The following is a 17,169-nucleotide window of genomic DNA, read 5'->3' as shown; positions in this document are numbered from 1 at the left end:
TATGAATGTAAAGTTCAATATTTTGATGTGTAAATATGTTGGGCTTTAATTTTATTCATGGTTTGCGTTGATCTGGTGTGTGGGTAACATTGTGTGCTGGTGTCATTAGTCTTATGTCTTTTTAGTGAGGTGAGGCTCGTGCATTTAAGTCTGATTGGTACGCTATCAGCTAATAGCGTAGTGGCTATATCTCGAAAAGTGGAGCATGGGGTCGGCAAAAGCACCGTGCATGTTTTTGTGCCGGCGACACTGCGTGCTGCAACGGATATCTTGATTGCGTCCAGTAAAGGGGAGTGTGCGAGCATTATAGAACAGTCTGGCGATATTAATGATGGTGTCCTTCATAATGTTGTCCATGAGTTTGCGGATGAGACTCTAAAAACGAAAGGCGCAACGGAGAAGTACAGCGGGGAAACTCATTGTCATATTAGTTGTTTGACGGATGGTGGGGCGGGTTACATATCCTCAGTGCTGTTGTCTAACAAGGTTATAGATATCAATGCCGCGACAATCATGTTTTATAAATTAACCACCACCAAGTTTTCGAAGGAGGATGAAAGACGTAACGCCCAAGCAGAAGCGGCGAGGGACAGGAAACCTCAACTGTTGGCGGCGTTAAAAATGTGGGCGAAAGCTTCTACGCGCACGAAAGTAGGTCCAGATTTCTTTGACCAGTTTTTCTGAGAGACAACACCCGCACAGTAAGGGGAGGCGGGGGTATTTCAGTTGTACCCAAAAGGGCGGCTTGTGTTCAAAGCCATTGAGCTGATTGGCCATGACCGCATGGCCGTTAGGGTCCTTTTAGGTCAAGCGCTGTCAGCGTCTGATCCCCATGCATGCATCCAGTGAGTCTTTGCTTCGCTCCAACGACGCCAGTGTTTCTTTACGCTGCTCTCCTCGAGACGAGAATACATCCAGTGCCGAAATAGCGAGTTTACTTTCCAGTCGTGAGATGTCCTCCCGATAAGGTGCGCAGCGCTTATCAGAAGCCGTAAGTGCTTTGTAGGTTTCGGCCTCTGCCTTGGAGCTCAAAGCATCCCGATTGACGGAGGCGAGTTGTTTATCGATCTCTTCGAGACGAACCTCTTTCGTCGCGAGATTGATTTGGCTCTGGCGTAGTGAATCGTTGAGCTGCCTGTTTTCGAGATGAGCTGACTCGAGGTCTTTTCTCACCTCAGCCAAGGTGTCAGTCAGGTGTTTGACATCGCTTCTAAGTTGGCTTCGCTCATCGACTACATTGATTGCAAAAATCAGCAGCGCTGTGAAGCCGGCAAACCAGGTCCCATCCTTTAGGAGGGTAAGAAACTTGAATTTCGGGGCCTTGGGTTCTGGATGATGCGGGTCATTCATTTCATTCTGCTCTAGGTTGTTCGCTACGGATGAGAACCTACCATTTTGAAGGCTTTAAGGGGGGCGAGATACCAATCGCCAACGTGCATTCCACCTTCGCGCCATGAACCGCTTCGTGGAGAGGGCCGAGACCATGAAGAACATCGGCCTCGCCATGCAGAACGGGCATCACATACTCGCGAATAAGTCCCCCGGTGTCATCTTGCCGTCATCGAACGAATGGCAACATCCATGCAAACCATCTTGAGCGCACAGCGGGCCTGTGCCTGTTGCTTGATGAACTTGCAAGGAAGTTACCATGAAAGGAGACGCCTCTCTGTTTGCGGCCGTTGATCTTGGTTCTAATGCATTTCGCATGATGATCGGCCAGTCGGTCAGGCGGAATCAGGGGTTCGAGATTCAGGAAGTGAAAACCTTGCGTGAGCCCGTTCGTTTAGCCGAGGGCGCGCGGGGAGGGTCGCTGGACGAGTTGGCGTTGGATCGGGGATGGCAGGCGCTTGCGCGATTTGGCAAAAAACTACGCGGCTTTGAAGAGGGGCGTGTGCGGGCAGTGGCTACCAGCGCGGTCCGCGAAGCCGACAACGCTCAGCTGTTTCTGGCAAGCGCGGAGCGGCACCTGGGTTTCCGGATTGACGTTATCTCCGGGCATGAAGAGGCTCGACTGGTCTATGCCGGTGTTGCTCATACGGTACCCGGTAAAGAGAGTATGCGCCTGGTCGTGGATATCGGTGGCGGCTCCACTGAGTTGATCTTGGGGCAGGGCGCTCAACCGCTGCTGACGGAGAGCATTGCCATTGGCAGCAGCACCTTTGGCGCGCGTTACTTTCAGGAGGGCCGGATCACGGCTCAGGCGCTCCTGGAGGCTGAGCGCTTGGCCACTCTACAGTTTGAAAAAGTGGCACGGCGCTTTCGCGCGCTGGGCTGGCAGCAAGTGATAGGTTCTTCAGGTACTGCCCGGATGCTGGCCAAAGTACTCAAGGCCAACGGGTTGAACGACGATGGCCAAAGTGGCATCACCTATGGTGGTTTACTGCGCTTGTCGTTGCGCCTGCTTGAAGTGGGGCATGTCAAACAGCTCAGACTGGCGGGTTTGCAAAGCCAGCGCCTGAGTATTTTGCCTGGCGGGCTGGTGCTCATGCTCGCGGCGTTCAAGGTGTTTGGTGTCACGCATATGACGCCTTCCGAAACGGGTCTGAGGTTCGGCGTTCTTCATGACCTGATGTGTAAGCATTGATGGACTGGTGAGTTGGCGCCGACCGGGTAAGGAGTATGGCCACCGCTACCAGGCGAGTCAGCGAAACCTTGTGCCATTCGACTTTCATAAAAGCGTAACAAGCTTGCTGCAGAGTTCGGGAGCCCGTTATCACAAGGAGTTCCTTCGATGAAAAATTTAATGAAGTCTGCTGCTCTCGCCATTACGGTTTCTCTTTGTGCCACCTCAGTGTCCTTCGCTGCGGAAAGCGTTCGCCTGACAGGTTCCGGCGCCAGTTTCCCTGCACCGATTTACCTCACATGGTTCAAGGATTTCAGCAAAAAGTCCGCTGGCGTCACCGTCGATTACCAGTCCAAGGGCAGCGGTGCAGGGGTACAAGACTTCCTGAACAAAACCGTTGATTTCGCCGCCAGTGACTCGGCAATGAAAGACGAAGACATTGCCAAGGTCGCCGAAGGCGCGCAGTTGCTGCCGATGACCGCGGGTGAAATCGTATTGGCCTATAACCTGCCCGGCAGTCCTAAAGGGTTGAAACTGCCACGGGACGTTTACTCGAACATTTTCCTGGGCAAGATCACCCACTGGAACGATCCGCAGATCGTCGCGGCCAACCCGGAACTGAAGCTGCCTGACATGCCGATCACCGTTGTCGTGCGTGCAGACTCCAGCGGCACGACTGCGGTATTCACCAAGCACGTATCGGCAATCAATCCAGAGTTCAAGAAGGCGTTGGGTGAAGGCAACACGGTCAACTGGCCAGCCACCGACAAATTCATCAAGTCGCCCAAGAACGATGGTGTTACCGCCACCGTACGCCAGACTCCGGGAGCCATTGGTTACATCGAATACGGCTTCGCCAAACTGGCCAAGGTCGACTTTGCCCAGTTGCAGAACAAGGCCGGTCACTACGTTGTACCGAACGCGGAAAGCGGTGCCGAGGCGCTGGCAGCGGTGAAGATGCCAGACAATCTGGTGGCCTGGTTGCCTGATCCGGATGGCGCCAAGTCCTATCCGATCACTTCCTACACCTGGATGATCTTCCGTAAGCAAAACGAGAACCCGGCCAAGGCCAAAGCCATGCGTGAAATGGTCGAGTACAGCCTGACCGAGGGGCAGAAAATCGCCGATTCGATGGGTTATATCCCTCTGCCGCCATCGGTCGTCGATCAGGTCCGCAAAGCTTCTTCCAACATCCAGTAACGCTCGTGAGGCCTCTCTCGGTGTGTGCTGTCAGCCATGCCGGGAGAGTTTTCCCCCTGTTCCGGAACTCGCCCATGAACACACCTTTTGTCGTACCGGTTAACCCGGATTCTGCCTGCCAACCACCCTCTGCGAAGGATTTCCTGGTTGATCGCACCTTCCGTGCGCTTGCGCGAATAGGGGTGGTTCTGGTTCTGGCGTTGGTATTTGCCCTCGTATTCGAGGTGGGACGCAAGGCGCTTCCAGGCATGGAAAAGCACGGTTTTGACGTGCTGTTGGGAAGCGTCTGGGACGTTAACCAAGGCAAGTACGGCATTTTGCCGGCCATTTGGGGGACGCTCTACAGTGCCCTGATCGCGTTGCTGATCGCAGGCTTTTTCGGCGTCAGCATGGCGATTTTCCTGACCCAGGATTTCCTGCCCGCCAAGCTTGCAGCCGTATTTCGCACCATCGTCGAATTACTCGCGGCCATCCCCAGCGTCGTTTACGGCTTGTGGGGGATCTACGTGGTGATCCCGGCGATTCGGCCGCTGACGGCGTGGTTGAACACTGAGCTCGGCTGGATTCCGTTTTTCGGCACGTCCTTGAGCGGGCCGGGGCTGCTTCCAGCAGCGCTCGTACTTGCCATCATGATTCTGCCGACCATCGCCGCCGTGTCCCAGGACGCCCTCACCGGTGTGCCGATGAAAACCAAGCAGGCCGCCTATGGCATGGGGACCACCCATTGGGAAGCGATTCTCAAGGTGATGGTGCCATCCGCCGCCACTGGCATCTTCGGCTCCCTGGTCCTGGGCCTGGGGCGCGCGCTGGGCGAAACCATGGCCCTGGCCATGCTGGTAGGCAACGCGAACAATATTTCGCTTTCTCTGTTTGCCCCGGCCAATACCTTGGCGGCCTTGTTGGCGCTGAACTTCCCTGAGGCCGGGCCGAACGAGATCGAGGTGTTGATGTACGCCGCACTGGTACTGATGTTGATCACGCTACTGGTGAACATCATCGGCTCCATGATTATGGTCTATGCCCAACGTGGTACTAAATGATGACTGACCTCACTTCCCCAACAGCCGCTTTGCCAAGCCTGCAGCGCAAGTTTGAAGGCCGTGCCCTGCGCAGCCTGGTGTTGACCACACTGGTCTGGGGTGGCGCGCTATTGGCCAGCGTGCCGCTGATTTCCGTGCTCTACATGCTGATCACGCGTGGAGGCGCACGCCTGAACCTGGAAGTATTCACCGAACTGCCGCCGACGGGGTTCGAGACGGGTGGCGGCTTCGGCAACGCGATGGCAGGCACCTTTGTCATGGTCGGTATCGCGGCGGCAATCGCGGTTCCGGTCGGCATCATGGCGGCGATCTTCCTGGCCGAACTTGGGCCGGACAGCAAGCTGGCAAACGCCGCGCGTTTTGCCGCCAAGATGCTGACCGGTCTGCCTTCCATCCTGGCCGGGGTTTTTGCCTACGCCCTGGTGGTGATGACCACCGGTACCTACTCGGCACCGGCCGGTGGCGTGGCACTGGCGGTACTGATGCTGCCCATCGTCGTGCTGACGGCTGAGGAGTCGATGAGGATGGTGCCCAAGATCATGAAGGACGCCGCCTATGGCATGGGCTGCACCCGCTCGCAGGTGATCTGGAAAATCGTATTGCCTACCGGCATGCCGGCAATCCTGACGGGTGTCATGTTGGCCGTGGCACGCGCCGCGGGCGAAACCGCGCCGTTGTTGTTTACCGCGTTGTTCAGCAACTACTGGATCTACCACGAAGGCAGCCTGGAAGTCATGAATCCGACGGCGTCGCTGGCCGTGTTGATTTACAACTTCTCCGGCATGCCTTTCGACAACCAGCTCGAGCTCGCATGGGCGGCCTCGCTGGTGCTGGTGATGATCGTGCTGGTCGTGAATATTGTCAGCCGTATTTTCGGCAAGCCCAAGTACTGAGAACGGGAGCATCTGAATTTTGAACGTATCAATTGCGCAAAAAAACGCTCCGTTGGCTACCCAAGCGCCTGTGGTCATGGACTGCAAACTGGACAAGATTTTCTACGGCAACTTCATGGCGGTCCGTGACAGTCATGTGCCGATCGAGAAAAACAAGATCACTGGCTTCATCGGTCCTTCCGGTTGCGGCAAAAGTACCGTGCTGCGCAGCCTCAATCGGATGAACGACCTGGTCAAAGGTTTTCGCTTTGAGGGCCATGTGCATTTCCTCGGGCAAGACGTCTATGGCAAGGGCGTTGATCCTGTCGTCGTGCGCCGCTATATCGGCATGGTGTTTCAACAGCCGAACCCGTTCTCGATGAGCATCTTCGACAATGTCGCATTCGGCCTGCGCCTCAATCGCTACAAGGGCGATCTGGGCGACCGTGTAAAGCACGCCCTGCAAGGCGCCGCGCTGTGGGATGAAGTCAAGGACAAGCTCAAGGTCAGCGGCCTGTCGCTCTCCGGTGGCCAGCAGCAACGGCTATGTATCGCCCGCGCCATCGCCACCGAACCGGAAGTCCTGCTGCTGGATGAGCCCTGTTCGGCACTCGACCCGATCGCCACCCGCCGGGTCGAGGAATTGATGGTCGAGTTGAAGAAGGACTACACCATCGCCTTGGTGACCCACAATATGCAGCAGGCCATCCGTGTCGCTGACACGACAGCCTTTTTCTCGGTGGACATTACCCAGGGCACGCGCACCGGCTATCTGGTTGAGATGGGCCCAACCACCCAGATTTTCGACAACCCGCGCGAACAAATGACTGGGGATTACATCAGCGGCAAGTTCAGCTGAGCAACCAACCTGCGGTCAAGGTCGCATGCTGCCAAGCGCCAAAAGGATTTGGCCGGCATCCGCTCGTTTTACCCTCTTGTCTACCGTTTTTCAGGAATGATAATGTCTGCAACGCGTCGTCTTGATTTGCCTGCGATTGAACGCGCACTGCGTGAAGTGCAGAATCGCTTTGCCGAGCTGAGCCGGCACTTCACCGAGCTGCGTGATCCCTTGACTGACGAAGTGCTGAAGAATGTGCTTGAAGGCTATGCGTTGATTGACGACTATGTCGCACGTGGCGTCGACCTGTTCGATCTTCAGCAACTGAACCTGATGCTGGAGATCAATGCCACCGTTCTCTGTGGCCGAGACCCGGCGCGCCGGTTGGAATATGCCCAGCACCTGGCGGCGACCGAGGAGCACTTCTTCAACAACGTTGAGGGCGGGATAAAGGACTTGTTCAATTGGTACTGCGCGTATCGCAGCGAATCAGTCTGGAAGCGTGCGGCCGGTGTCTATGTACGAATCCTCAGCAAGCCGCAGTTGTTCATTGAAGGCAATAACCGCAGCGGCTCGCTCATCGTCAGCTATTTGCTCATGCGTGCCGGTTTGCCGCCGTTCGTGCTGACGCTGGATAACGCCGAGGGCTACTTTAACCCGTCATCGGTCATACGCAACTCCGCCAAGCATGGTGTCAAGGCCTTGTACGAATTGCCCAAGATCAAGAAAAAATATGCAGCCTTCCTGGAAGAACAGGCGCCTGATCCCATGAGGTTTTATCTCAAAGACAAGCCCCTGTCCGTCTATCAAGGGGGCCATTGATGCGCTGGTATCCAACGCTCGCTAAATGCCGAAGCTCCGTCAGCCGTGTGGGGCAAACCATCCAGCGCGCCATCCCGATGCACTTGCGCAGGCGCCAGCACATCCGTATTTCGTTTGATATCGATGACACGCTGGCATGCCAGCTCCACCACTGCGCCGTCGAGCAAAGCCGGCTACCGGCCTGTATTCATCGTTGGCTGGGTGAGCCATTGCGTAGCGGAACACGCTCCTTGACCCGAGCCTTACGTAGCCAGGGATGCAGCATCTGGGTCTACACGTCGTCCGGTCGGACACCGTCTTACATCAGGCGCTGGCTATTACTGTACGGTATCCGCGTTGACGGCGTGGTCAACAGTGTCCGGCATAACCGTGCCCTGACGGTACATGGGCTTTCCAACTCCCCCTCGAAATTTCCGCCAGCATTCGATATCGACCTGCACGTCGATGATTCCGAGGGCGTGCAGATTGAAGGTTATGATCACGGTTTTCGCGTCGTGGTAGTCCGTCCGGATGATGAGAACTGGGCGCAGAGAGTCCTCGATGCAGCCACTGCACTCCAGGCACAGCTGGCTTGGCAGCAACCGCTCAGACACAAGCCGCCAGCGCAATCACGCTCGGAAGTCTTTTCTTCCTGATCGTTTACGAATACCCGAACGAATGGGCCCAATCTGAAAAGATTGGGCTTTTTTTTGGGGTGCGCCAAACATGGCGCGGATCAGCCACGGTATTGTCTTCGTGCGTAGCGTTTTTCTAAAGTAGAGGGATTCTCATGAAAGCCGTAGTTTACGAAGCCTTTTCCCAGCCTCCTCGTTTGATGACGGTCGAAGACCCGACGCCTGAACGTCATGGTGTGGTTGTTCAAGTCCTTGGCACGGGCGTATGCCGAAGCGACTGGCATGGCTGGAAAGGTCATGATCCTGACATCCAGCTGCCTCATGTGCCCGGTCACGAGTTGGCGGGGATCGTGGCCGAGGTGGGTAAAGACGTCACCAAATGGAAGGTGGGCGATCGCATTACCGTTCCTTTTGTTGGTGGCTGTGGTGCTTGCCCTGAGTGCAATAGCGGCAACCAACAAGTGTGTCATAGCCAATTTCAGCCGGGTTTCACCCATTGGGGTTCCTTCGCTGAGTATGTGGGTATCCACAAGGCCGATTCGAATCTGGTCGCGTTGCCTGAAAGCATGGACTTCGCCACAGCGGCGAGCCTGGGCTGTCGTTTCGTCACGTCGTTCCGCGCGGTTGTCGATCAAGGCAGGGTCACGGCGGGGCAGTGGGTCGCGGTTCATGGCTGCGGTGGGGTGGGGTTGTCTGCGGTAATGATCGCCCAAGCTATCGGCGCGAACGTCGTCGCCATCGATATCTCGGACGACAAACTGAAGCTTGCCCAATCGCTCGGTGCCGTCGCTACCGTCAACGCAAGCCGCGTTGCTGATGTCACTGAGGCGGTACTTGAAATTACCAAGGGCGGCGCGCACGTTTCGCTGGATGCTCTCGGTCATCCAACCACATGCTTCAACTCCATCAATAATCTGAGACGTCGTGGCAAACATGTCCAGGTCGGTTTGATGCTGGCTGACCACAGCACGCCTGCGATCCCGATGAGCAAAGTCATTGCCCACGAACTTGAGATCTGTGGCAGCCATGGCATGCAAGCTCACCGTTATGGCGCGATGCTAGAGATGATCACCTCCGGCAAGCTGGCGCCTGAAAAGCTGGTAGGCAAGACCATCAGCCTTGAGCAATCCATTGAGGCGCTCATGAACATGGATCGGTTTGATACGGCAGGGGTCACGGTCGTGACGCAGTTCTAAGCGATTCCGGCATTGCGCTTTAACGGCTGATCTTGATGGCGATGGCGGAATGCAGGCTACCTCTGCGAGTGGGAATACAGGGGCCCTGAATCAGACGTTTTAAGCTTCACCGACCATCCGAGCGCCTTTGCAAGCACATCGTGTTAGGTCGGTGATTATTCAGGTCGTCGAACGCTCAACCCACTTATCGAAACGTCTGCTTGCCCGGGCCTGAGGGCTGAGCGGCGCGGGGTTGATCATCTTTTATAGCCAAAAGATATATAAATAATAAGAACTTGTCTTAATAGATATAGGACAAGGTCCTGCCAAAATAATATCCTAATTGAAAGAAAATAATTTCGCAATCCGAAAAAACTAAAAAGAGCGAAAAAAATGATCAAGATTCCAAAGCGTTCAGAAGGCAGCGCCGATTCGATCCAGGGCTGGGATGAAAAGAAGGCTCGAAGCACCGTTCAATCCTTGGCCAAGGGTTTTCGCGTACTGGAGTCGTTCACTGCCGAAAACGATGAATTGACCTTGAGTCAGATCGCCGCGACGGCTGATCTCGATCCTGGTACGACCTTCCGCATGCTCAATACCTTGGTCGATTTGGGGTATGTCTCAAGGATTCCGGAAAGCCGCCGTTTTGCGTTGACGCTCAAGGTGCTGGATCTAGGCTTCCACGCCATTGCCCGGACTGATTTGCGCAGCATCGTGCGGCCTATCCTTCGAAGCCTGGTCAGTGAAACCAGTGAAGCTGCCAGCTTTGCCGTCCTGCAGGGCGCCGATGTGCTCTACCTGGAGCGGGTGCGGGCGGGCATCACCCGGCTGGGTGTGGATATCCGTATCGGCACCACGGTGCCTGCAACTCAGACGGCTATCGGCCAGTCGATCCTTGCCTTCCTGCCGGAGCAACAGGTGCAGAAAGTCCAGGAACTCACACCGACAACGCCATTCATCATGAAGCCACATGTCCTTGAGCGTCCGCTGGCCGAACTGCTCGAGCAAATTCGCGACGATGGCTTCGTCTTGACCGAATCCCTGTTCACCGATGGCCTGAGAATTCTTGCGGTCCCCGTACTGGATATCGATGGATACCCCGTAGGGGCGATCAGTATTGCCGCCCCTTCGGTCCGGTGTACTGCGCAGGAGCTTAAAAACCGTGCACTGAGTTCTACCCTGGAAGCTGCCAAGGACATTGGCAAGGCATTGGAGGCCAATGGAAGTATCGGTTCGAACTTCTAAACGTTAGTCGTTCACGCACGGGCTCACGTTAAAGCCCGTCTATTGCCTCAATGAGTTTCAAGCATTGTGAATATCACAACGCTAGCACCTGCACGCCCCGACAATATTGAAAATAAGAAAGGAAGTGCCATGTTGATGCAAAACTTAGAAACAGAGCCCGTGATTGATGGGCTGAAAAGCCAAGCGAATATAAGTGCGAGACTTGAGCGCTTGCCTATTACCCGGCAAGTCTTCTGGGCCAGGAACATTATTGGTGCCGCCACGTTCTTTGACGGCTATACAGTCATCGCGATTGCCTATGCAATGCCGGTGCTGGCCAAAGAGTGGAATCTGACCGCGACCCAGATCGGCATGATTCTTTCGTTCGGTTACCTCGGCCAGTTATTGGGCGCAGTGTTTTTCGGCTGGTTGGCGGAACGCATTGGTCGGATGAAAGTACTGACGTTCACCATTCTTCTATTCGTTGCCATGGATGTGGCCTGTCTGTTCGCCTGGAGCGCCGGGTCCATGATTCTGTTTCGTTTCCTGCAAGGCATTGGCACGGGAGGCGAGGTGCCGGTCGCCAGCGCCTATGTCAACGAATTGATCGGCTCGAAAAAGCGCGGCAAGTTTTTTCTGCTCTATGAAGTCATGTTCCTCCTCGGACTGGTAGGTGCGGGAATCATTGGATACCTGCTGGTACCGATCTACGGCTGGAAGGCCATGTTCGTGGTGGGCCTTGTCCCTGCGACGATTTTGATCCCACTGCGCTTCTTTCTCTTTGAGTCGCCACGTTGGTTGGCCTCCAAAGGTCGATTGCAAGAGGCTGATCGCATTGTGACGCGCCTGGAAAACAGCGTCTTGAAAGCAGGCAAGCAACTTGCACCCGCTGTAGAAGTGCCACAGATAGAACAACCCAAAGGCGCTCAAGGTTGGCGTGAGCTGTTCCATGGCATGTATTTCAAACGGTCCATGGTCATCTGGGCAATGTGGTTCGGTGCCTACATGGTTGCCAATGGATTGATCACCTGGTTGCCCACGCTTTATCGCCAGCATTTCAATCTGCCTCTGGACACCAGTTTGGCTTACGGCTTCATCACTTCGGGGGCCGGCGTCGTTGCAGCCGTCATCTGTGCCTTGTTGATCGACAAGTTCGGTCGCCGCCGCTGGTATATGGGGGCATTGTTTCTGGCTGCACTTCCGTTGTCGATCCTGGCGCTGACTGGAGCGACCTCGCCGATGCAGATTCTGCTTTTGGCCGGTCTCGGATACGCGCTGGTGCAAACCGTTACTTTCTCACTTTATCTGTATTCGGCAGAGCTCTATCCCACACGCCTGCGTGCATTGGGGACCGGACTGGGCAGTGCCTGGTTGCGCTTGGGGTCCGCCACTGGACCGTTGGTGGTAGGCCTGACGGTGTCCAGTGTCGGTGTGCATTATGTGTTTGGCATATTTGCCGGAATATTAGTTATTACCGGTTGCATCACGGCATTGTTTGCCATTGAAACCAAGGGGCGAATACTGGAGGAACTTTCGCCTTGATAAGAAACACGCGTAAGCATTGATTAACTGGCTGGAACTTAAATCTCGATAAACCTCAAGTGATATTTGATTGTATTGCTTGCGTCCCTGCACGCGTCAGTTGCGGACACTTAGTAAACCTGAGGAAATAAAATGAGTACTAAGAACACGATTGATCTCAAAGGCCTGGTACCGGCTCCCGTCACTCCGTTTACTCGCGATGGCAAGGTCGACTATGACGCGATCCAGAAGTTGGGCTCCTGGTTGGGTAGTTTCGACGGCGTGAAGGGCTTGGTGGTGTTGGGCCATGCCGGCGAGGGCACATTCCTGACCCAGGCCGAGCAGGCCCTGGTGATTCAGAGCTTCAAGGAATCGGTAGGCGGGCGGCTACCGATCATTGCCGGTATCACCGGGGAAGGCACCCAAGTGGCCGCCGAGGAAGCCCAGCGCGCCGTTGATGCAGGTGCCAGTGCGGGCTTGGTTTATCCCTCTCATGGCTGGCTGCGTTTCGGTTACCAGAAGGGGGCCGCACAAGATCGCTACCGGGCGATTTACGAGCACAGCGGCCTGCCTCTGATCTTGTTCCAATACCCGGACGTGACCAAGGCAACCTACGACCTGGAAACCCAGTTGGAAATCGCCAAGCAGCCAGGGGTTTTCGCCATGAAGAACGGCGTGCGTAACATGCGTCGTTGGGATACCGAGATCCCGGTGGTACGTCGTGAGGTCCCGGACCTGCAGATCCTCACCTGCCATGACGAATACCTGTTGCACACTATGTTCGACGTGGACGGGGCGTTGGTGGGCTATGGCAGTCTGACGCCTGAGCCGTTGATCGAACTGATCGCCGCCGGTAAGCGCAGGGACTATCCGGCCGCTCGCGCCATCCACGACAAATTGCTGCCGGTTACACGCAACGTCTACCACCGCGGCTCCCACATGGAAGGCACGGTGGCGCTCAAGCATGGCCTGGTGGCTCGCGGCATTCTGGACCACGCCACGGTGCGTTCGCCGTTGCTGCCACTGGCACCAGGCGCTGATCGCGAAATCGCTGACGCCTTGCGCTCCGCCGGTCTGATCTGACCTCAGGAGGGGCGCTAACGATGCGCCCTTGCTGTTGTGCCTGGCCGAACAGGGTTCCGTGATCTCGGGACCCTTCTGGTCCATTCGCACCCACTGAAACATCCGATCCAATCATCGATCAGCTCCATCCCCCAGCGATTCGATCAATCGTTCCTGAGGGATAGCGGACCGTTTGTGCCCTTCAATAACAACAACAGGGGAATCATGGTCGTGAAAACAATAACGCTGCGTCTTGCTGGCACTTTACTGTGCATTGGATTGCTGTCACCCCGGGTATTCGCCCAAGGTTTGGTTGACGACAGCAAGGCAACTCTGACCCTCAGAAACTTCTTCTTCGAACGTCATTTCACTGCACCTGATGCCCCGCTGGGGCAGGCCCGGGAGTGGACCCAGAGCTTCATTTTCGATCTTCGATCCGGCTTTACTTCCGGTACCGTTGGCATCGGCGCTGACGTATTAGGCAAGTATGCCGTCAAGCTGGACGGTGGGGCGGGACGTTACGGTGCATTGTTATTGCCCAAGGATGGTGACGGGGACCCGGCGGGTAGCTTTGGCCGACTTGGCGTCGCCCTTAAAGCGAAAATTTCCGCCACCGAATTGAAGGTAGGCGAATGGATGCCCAATCTGCCGATTATCACCGCCGACGATTTCCGCGCGTTGCCACAAACGTTCGAAGGGACACAGTTGTCTTCGCAGGATGTGAAGTACTGGACGCTTTTCGCCGGGCAATTCAATAAAACCAGCCTGCGTAACGATTCATCCATGGAGGATCTGGCTTTCGGTAGCGCTCGTAGCGATGCGTTCAACTATCTGGGGGCCGACTACCGTTCAGCGTCTAAAAACAGCACATTTCGTCTGTGGAGTGGGCAGTTGAAGGATATCTACCAGCAACGCTATGTCGGTCTGAACCAGCGCTGGTCGTTATCCCCGAGCGTCGCATTGAATACTAACCTGGGGTATTTCTGGGGTAAGGACGACGGCGCCGCCAAAGCTGGGCGTTTGGATAATCGCACGGCGTCATTGATGGTAGGCCTGGGCGTTGATCAGCATACGTTCAGCCTTGGTTGGCAACAGGTCAGCGGTGAGACTGGCTGGATGAGAGTCTCCGGTACTGGAGGTATCTACCTGGCAAACAATACGTTCAACCATGCCTTCGATAACCCAGGAGAGCGATCCTGGCAGTTGCGCTACGACTTGGATTTTGCCGGTTATGGTGTGCCGGGATTGTCGTTGATGACCCGTTATGTTCATGGCGACGATGTAAGGTTACAACGCGTCGAAGATGGGTCGGAGTGGGTGCGGGAGAGTGAGCTTGGCTATGTGGTTCAGAGCGGAAGGCTGAAGAACCTGGCCGTGCGTTGGCGCAATGCAAGTGTGCGCCGTGGATTCAACAGTGCGGATTATGATGAAAATCGCATGATTATCAGTTATCCCTTGGGAATTCTTTAACGTCGTTTGCCTTGGCCGCTGGTGGAGACGCTCGGTATCGGCGGAGCACCGGGAGTTGGTCATCAGCGATGACCGAGCGATTCCCGATACTGCGCCTCGTCAACTTCGGTCAGGGTTGCATAACCGTCGTAATGGTAGATTCGATGTCGGTCCCGGGCATAGCGCTCAGTCAGAAACTCGAGGGTGGCCAGGTCGATGCGCTTGGCGCTCAGCGGGCGCCGGCGACAGAACAACTTACGCGTGCCCAATTGCAAAAAATCGGGATGCGGCACGCGGACCTCATCGGGATCGAACGCCACGTCCAGCGGCTTGCCTTCCGAAAGGATCAGCGTGGGGCTGACGGCATAAGTACCGAGAATGCGGGTATTGGAGGGATGCAGACGTTTTTTCGTCTCGCCATAGTAATACACCGCCTCTCGGTCCTTGGCCCAACCATGGCCGCAGGATTCGAACGTGGCTGCTTGCGCCTTACGAATCGGTTCCGGGGGATGGTAAAAAATCCGGTGACAGAACACGGTCTTACCGTCAGTCAGGTAGGGCGCACCCAGTGAGCGGAAATGCTCCGCTGGCTCCTCGGAAAACCGTTCGGGGACGTCGGTTTCGGCGTTATGAAACGGGATCAGATACAAGCCCTTGGCATCGCCGCACAGATGAGTGTCGAGCAATTTGAAACTCGCCGCGTCCAGCCCGTTGATCACGCGACCATGGAAATACACCTGACGGCCCAGCTCGAAACCGAGACCGATGGCCCGTAAGGGCTCCGTTTCGGTGTGGGTTTGCGCGGCGTCAGGCAGTGCTTGCAGGCGATGCCACCAATAGTCCTGCCGTTGCGGATGCGCCTCGAAGTAGGGTGCCCATGCCCGTTGCATGGCCGCATCGATGACGCCGCCGGAGCCCAGTGGGCCGTTCTTGTCACCTGCCAGTACGGGCGAGTAATCCTGTTCATTCTGATAGAGCTGCGTCACCACGAAGCTCTCTACGTCGACATCAAGGCGTTTCTGGCGCCTGTAGGCGTGCTGGTGATCACGGTAATAATCGAACCCCAGGTGACGAAAACTCGGGCCATGGGCGTCACGCAGGCGAGTCCCGGCTGCGTAGACGAACTTGTCGTCCACGGCAAAATAGCCATCTTCGCGTTCGCTGGCGCTGACCACGCGACCGCACTCATCGAACGCCGGCTGCCAGCACTTGAGCAGGCGGAAATCGCCAACGTAGCGAATGGTCTTGCCGGTCAGGTAATAGGCGCGTTGCCGGTCTTTGGCGTAGCGTTCGTTAAGCACGGTGAAGGTTGCCAGGTCGGCATTGTCGATGCGGTAGAAGTACTCGTATGAAATGCTTGAGCCTTGCTGCGCCTGCACGATGATCGACTGTCCATCCGTGCCCCAACGGGGCGCGAGCATCTGGAAGTCGTGCGGGTTGGCGACTGGCAGCGGCGAGCCGTCCTTTTGGTGCAGCGGCTTGAAGCCCTTGTAGACCTGATCGTCGATCACGCGATAGGACGGATGATTGCAATAACGAACCCGGGCCGTGGCGCTGGCGATGAATTGCCCATGCAGAAAGATATTCACGCCGTCACTGAACAGCGCAGACGCTGAAGTCACCGACGCTGGCGACGACTCCAGCAGGGCAAGACTGGCGGGTCTTGCCTCCGGGATTTGGGTGATCGAGTACTCGCCGAACCAATAGGCGCCGGTTTCGTCACGCCAGTATTGGTAACCCAGGTTTTCCAGGCCCTTGTCGAACCGAAACGCTAGCGCGTGCAGGGCGTGGTAACCAAGGCGCTCGAGGTAGCCGGGGAGCAGGTAGTAATCGCGCAGGGCATCGCGCAAGAGCCGAGGATTGCGTCGATGCCGCCAAACCGATTGACCGGCCAGCAAGGGGGAGGGCGGATAATGCCCAGTGCTGGCGCGTTGTGCTATCTCGTGGGGCTGCTGGCCTTCAGCGTTGAGCATGATGTACACATCCGGTACTTGCCCGTCGCCCAGTAGCGCACCGTCCAGAAATGCGAAGGTCTGATGCCACTCAAGATTCAGCGGCTCCCAGTCAGCGATATCCGTTTCTATGTCTGTCATGTTATTGCTTGGCTAACCGCTAAAGGCTCCGGGATTCATGCCATCATGAATCCCGGAGCCGGCTGGCCGCAATCATTTAGCCCAATCTGAAAAGATTGGGCTTGTTCAGGCCAGAGAAATGGAACCCCAGGCCAGGGGGCGCGCTGTCGCGATCAGAAGATCAAACTGAGCAGGCCAATGACCACGATCAGGCCGATGATGAAGATGATACCTACGGTGCCGCCAAGAAATTTCAACATGACAATGCTCTCATCGGATGGGCTTAATCTTCTAGACCACCCTCGACACCGCTCGTTTCGTTGAATGTTCACTCACGGCTGATCAATGAACCGCGAAGGATCTTGGAACAGGCACCTGGTCAAACTTGGAAATGGTCTTGATCCAGTAGCGCCGATAGTCGGTCTGGTCCGGCGCCAAGGGTTTGTGGGTTGACCATGGATGCTCCGCCTTCAAGCTGGCGCGGTAAGCCTCCCACTCTTTCTGCTCGGCCACTTCCCTGGCTTTGGCCCTGTCATCGAACCAACCCAGAACGTACGCTTCGCCCTGATCCGTGCCGTGTGCTATCAGCAGATAAATCTCTGTCATTACCTGGTCCGCCGTTCAATCCTGAAACCCAGCCACTGGGGTCTTATCTGGGTATCGGCAGCTGTTTGGGGTTTTTGAGATTTATTGATGAGCGGCGCGTCTCGCGGATCT

17 protein-coding genes are annotated in these 17,169 nt (G+C 56.0%); 13 read left to right on the top strand and 4 right to left on the bottom strand.

Annotated elements, in window-relative coordinates:
• The first annotated feature begins 138 nt into the window (after positions 1–138).
• On the top strand, positions 139–684 hold the full coding sequence (locus EPZ47_RS18705) for a hypothetical protein (protein ID WP_135846169.1): 546 nt from the start codon (positions 139–141) through the stop codon (positions 682–684).
• A 132-nt stretch (positions 685–816) separates the two neighbouring features.
• Here EPZ47_RS18705 and EPZ47_RS18700 read toward each other — a convergent pair whose 3' ends face one another.
• Complete coding sequence (locus EPZ47_RS18700; protein WP_135846168.1) at positions 817–1,350, bottom strand: hypothetical protein; 534 nt, start codon at positions 1,348–1,350, stop codon at positions 817–819.
• Positions 1,351–1,648: 298 nt separating this feature from the next.
• On the opposite strand from EPZ47_RS18700, the gene EPZ47_RS18690 reads away from it, so the two are divergent.
• From EPZ47_RS18690 to EPZ47_RS18635, 12 genes are all read left to right on the top strand, one after another.
• Positions 1,649–2,584, top strand: a complete 936-nt coding sequence (locus EPZ47_RS18690) for a Ppx/GppA phosphatase family protein (protein WP_135846167.1) — start codon at positions 1,649–1,651, stop codon at positions 2,582–2,584.
• A gap of 147 nt (positions 2,585–2,731) precedes the next feature.
• Entirely contained in the window at positions 2,732–3,763 is a 1,032-nt protein-coding gene (gene pstS / locus EPZ47_RS18685) for a phosphate ABC transporter substrate-binding protein PstS (RefSeq protein ID WP_135846166.1), read from the top strand.
• 74 nt (positions 3,764–3,837) lie between these two features.
• Positions 3,838–4,803, top strand: coding sequence for a phosphate ABC transporter permease subunit PstC (gene pstC / locus EPZ47_RS18680; RefSeq protein WP_135846165.1), 966 nt, complete (start codon positions 3,838–3,840; stop codon positions 4,801–4,803).
• Entirely contained in the window at positions 4,803–5,696 is an 894-nt protein-coding gene (gene pstA, locus EPZ47_RS18675) for a phosphate ABC transporter permease PstA (RefSeq protein ID WP_135848034.1), read from the top strand. Before pstC ends, pstA begins: the two co-directional genes overlap by 1 nt.
• Positions 5,697–5,772: 76 nt before the next feature.
• The gene (gene pstB, locus EPZ47_RS18670; RefSeq protein ID WP_238346656.1) at positions 5,773–6,534 is read left to right on the top strand and encodes a phosphate ABC transporter ATP-binding protein PstB; all 762 of its coding nucleotides are present in this window, start codon (positions 5,773–5,775) and stop codon (positions 6,532–6,534) included.
• A gap of 102 nt (positions 6,535–6,636) precedes the next feature.
• On the top strand, positions 6,637–7,335 hold the full coding sequence (locus tag EPZ47_RS18665; RefSeq protein ID WP_135846163.1) for a hypothetical protein: 699 nt from the start codon (positions 6,637–6,639) through the stop codon (positions 7,333–7,335).
• The gene (locus EPZ47_RS18660; RefSeq protein ID WP_135846162.1) at positions 7,335–7,970 is read left to right on the top strand and encodes a hypothetical protein; all 636 of its coding nucleotides are present in this window, start codon (positions 7,335–7,337) and stop codon (positions 7,968–7,970) included. The genes EPZ47_RS18665 and EPZ47_RS18660 overlap by 1 nt, the downstream gene beginning before the upstream one ends.
• A 134-nt stretch (positions 7,971–8,104) precedes the next feature.
• A complete protein-coding gene (locus tag EPZ47_RS18655; protein WP_135846161.1) occupies positions 8,105–9,145 on the top strand; it encodes a zinc-dependent alcohol dehydrogenase family protein in 1,041 nt (346 codons plus the stop codon).
• A gap of 372 nt (positions 9,146–9,517) precedes the next feature.
• Entirely contained in the window at positions 9,518–10,369 is an 852-nt protein-coding gene (locus tag EPZ47_RS18650) for an IclR family transcriptional regulator (RefSeq protein WP_135846160.1), read from the top strand.
• A 129-nt stretch (positions 10,370–10,498) separates the two neighbouring features.
• Positions 10,499–11,890 (top strand): MFS transporter, encoded by a 1,392-nt coding sequence (locus EPZ47_RS18645; RefSeq protein ID WP_135846159.1) that lies wholly within the window; start codon positions 10,499–10,501, stop codon positions 11,888–11,890.
• Positions 11,891–12,022: 132 nt separating this feature from the next.
• Entirely contained in the window at positions 12,023–12,952 is a 930-nt protein-coding gene (locus EPZ47_RS18640) for a dihydrodipicolinate synthase family protein (protein WP_135846158.1), read from the top strand.
• 204 nt (positions 12,953–13,156) lie between these two features.
• Entirely contained in the window at positions 13,157–14,401 is a 1,245-nt protein-coding gene (locus tag EPZ47_RS18635; protein ID WP_178084318.1) for an OprD family porin, read from the top strand.
• Between the two features lie 62 nt (positions 14,402–14,463).
• On the opposite strand, the gene EPZ47_RS18630 is transcribed toward EPZ47_RS18635, so the two are convergent.
• The 3 genes from EPZ47_RS18630 to EPZ47_RS18620 form a co-directional block, all read right to left on the bottom strand.
• Positions 14,464–16,473 carry a DKNYY domain-containing protein gene (locus tag EPZ47_RS18630; RefSeq protein ID WP_135846156.1) on the bottom strand — a complete coding sequence of 670 codons (2,010 nt, stop codon included), beginning with the start codon at positions 16,471–16,473 and terminating at the stop codon, positions 14,464–14,466.
• 152 nt (positions 16,474–16,625) lie between these two features.
• Positions 16,626–16,712, bottom strand: a complete 87-nt coding sequence (locus tag EPZ47_RS31025; RefSeq protein WP_135848033.1) for a small membrane protein YohP — start codon at positions 16,710–16,712, stop codon at positions 16,626–16,628.
• Between the two features lie 82 nt (positions 16,713–16,794).
• Positions 16,795–17,058 carry a hypothetical protein gene (locus EPZ47_RS18620; RefSeq protein WP_135846155.1) on the bottom strand — a complete coding sequence of 88 codons (264 nt, stop codon included), beginning with the start codon at positions 17,056–17,058 and terminating at the stop codon, positions 16,795–16,797.
• Positions 17,059–17,169: the final 111 nt, after the last annotated feature.

The sequence above is a fragment of the Pseudomonas viciae genome (genome assembly GCF_004786035.1).
Lineage (GTDB): Bacteria > Pseudomonadota > Gammaproteobacteria > Pseudomonadales > Pseudomonadaceae > Aquipseudomonas > Aquipseudomonas viciae.
This window is presented reverse-complemented; position numbering and strand designations above follow the sequence as displayed.

Coding starts and splice junctions, on each gene's coding strand:
- EPZ47_RS18700 (WP_135846168.1), bottom strand. CDS start 1,350: ATGAATGACCCGCATCATCCAGAACCCAAGGCCCCGAAATTCAAGTTT.
- EPZ47_RS18690 (WP_135846167.1), top strand. CDS start 1,649: ATGAAAGGAGACGCCTCTCTGTTTGCGGCCGTTGATCTTGGTTCTAAT.
- pstS (WP_135846166.1), top strand. CDS start 2,732: ATGAAAAATTTAATGAAGTCTGCTGCTCTCGCCATTACGGTTTCTCTT.
- pstC (WP_135846165.1), top strand. CDS start 3,838: ATGAACACACCTTTTGTCGTACCGGTTAACCCGGATTCTGCCTGCCAA.
- pstA (WP_135848034.1), top strand. CDS start 4,803: ATGACTGACCTCACTTCCCCAACAGCCGCTTTGCCAAGCCTGCAGCGC.
- pstB (WP_238346656.1), top strand. CDS start 5,773: ATGGACTGCAAACTGGACAAGATTTTCTACGGCAACTTCATGGCGGTC.
- EPZ47_RS18665 (WP_135846163.1), top strand. CDS start 6,637: ATGTCTGCAACGCGTCGTCTTGATTTGCCTGCGATTGAACGCGCACTG.
- EPZ47_RS18660 (WP_135846162.1), top strand. CDS start 7,335: ATGCGCTGGTATCCAACGCTCGCTAAATGCCGAAGCTCCGTCAGCCGT.
- EPZ47_RS18655 (WP_135846161.1), top strand. CDS start 8,105: ATGAAAGCCGTAGTTTACGAAGCCTTTTCCCAGCCTCCTCGTTTGATG.
- EPZ47_RS18650 (WP_135846160.1), top strand. CDS start 9,518: ATGATCAAGATTCCAAAGCGTTCAGAAGGCAGCGCCGATTCGATCCAG.
- EPZ47_RS18645 (WP_135846159.1), top strand. CDS start 10,499: ATGTTGATGCAAAACTTAGAAACAGAGCCCGTGATTGATGGGCTGAAA.
- EPZ47_RS18640 (WP_135846158.1), top strand. CDS start 12,023: ATGAGTACTAAGAACACGATTGATCTCAAAGGCCTGGTACCGGCTCCC.
- EPZ47_RS18635 (WP_178084318.1), top strand. CDS start 13,157: ATGGTCGTGAAAACAATAACGCTGCGTCTTGCTGGCACTTTACTGTGC.
- EPZ47_RS18630 (WP_135846156.1), bottom strand. CDS start 16,473: ATGACAGACATAGAAACGGATATCGCTGACTGGGAGCCGCTGAATCTT.
- EPZ47_RS31025 (WP_135848033.1), bottom strand. CDS start 16,712: ATGTTGAAATTTCTTGGCGGCACCGTAGGTATCATCTTCATCATCGGC.
- EPZ47_RS18620 (WP_135846155.1), bottom strand. CDS start 17,058: ATGACAGAGATTTATCTGCTGATAGCACACGGCACGGATCAGGGCGAA.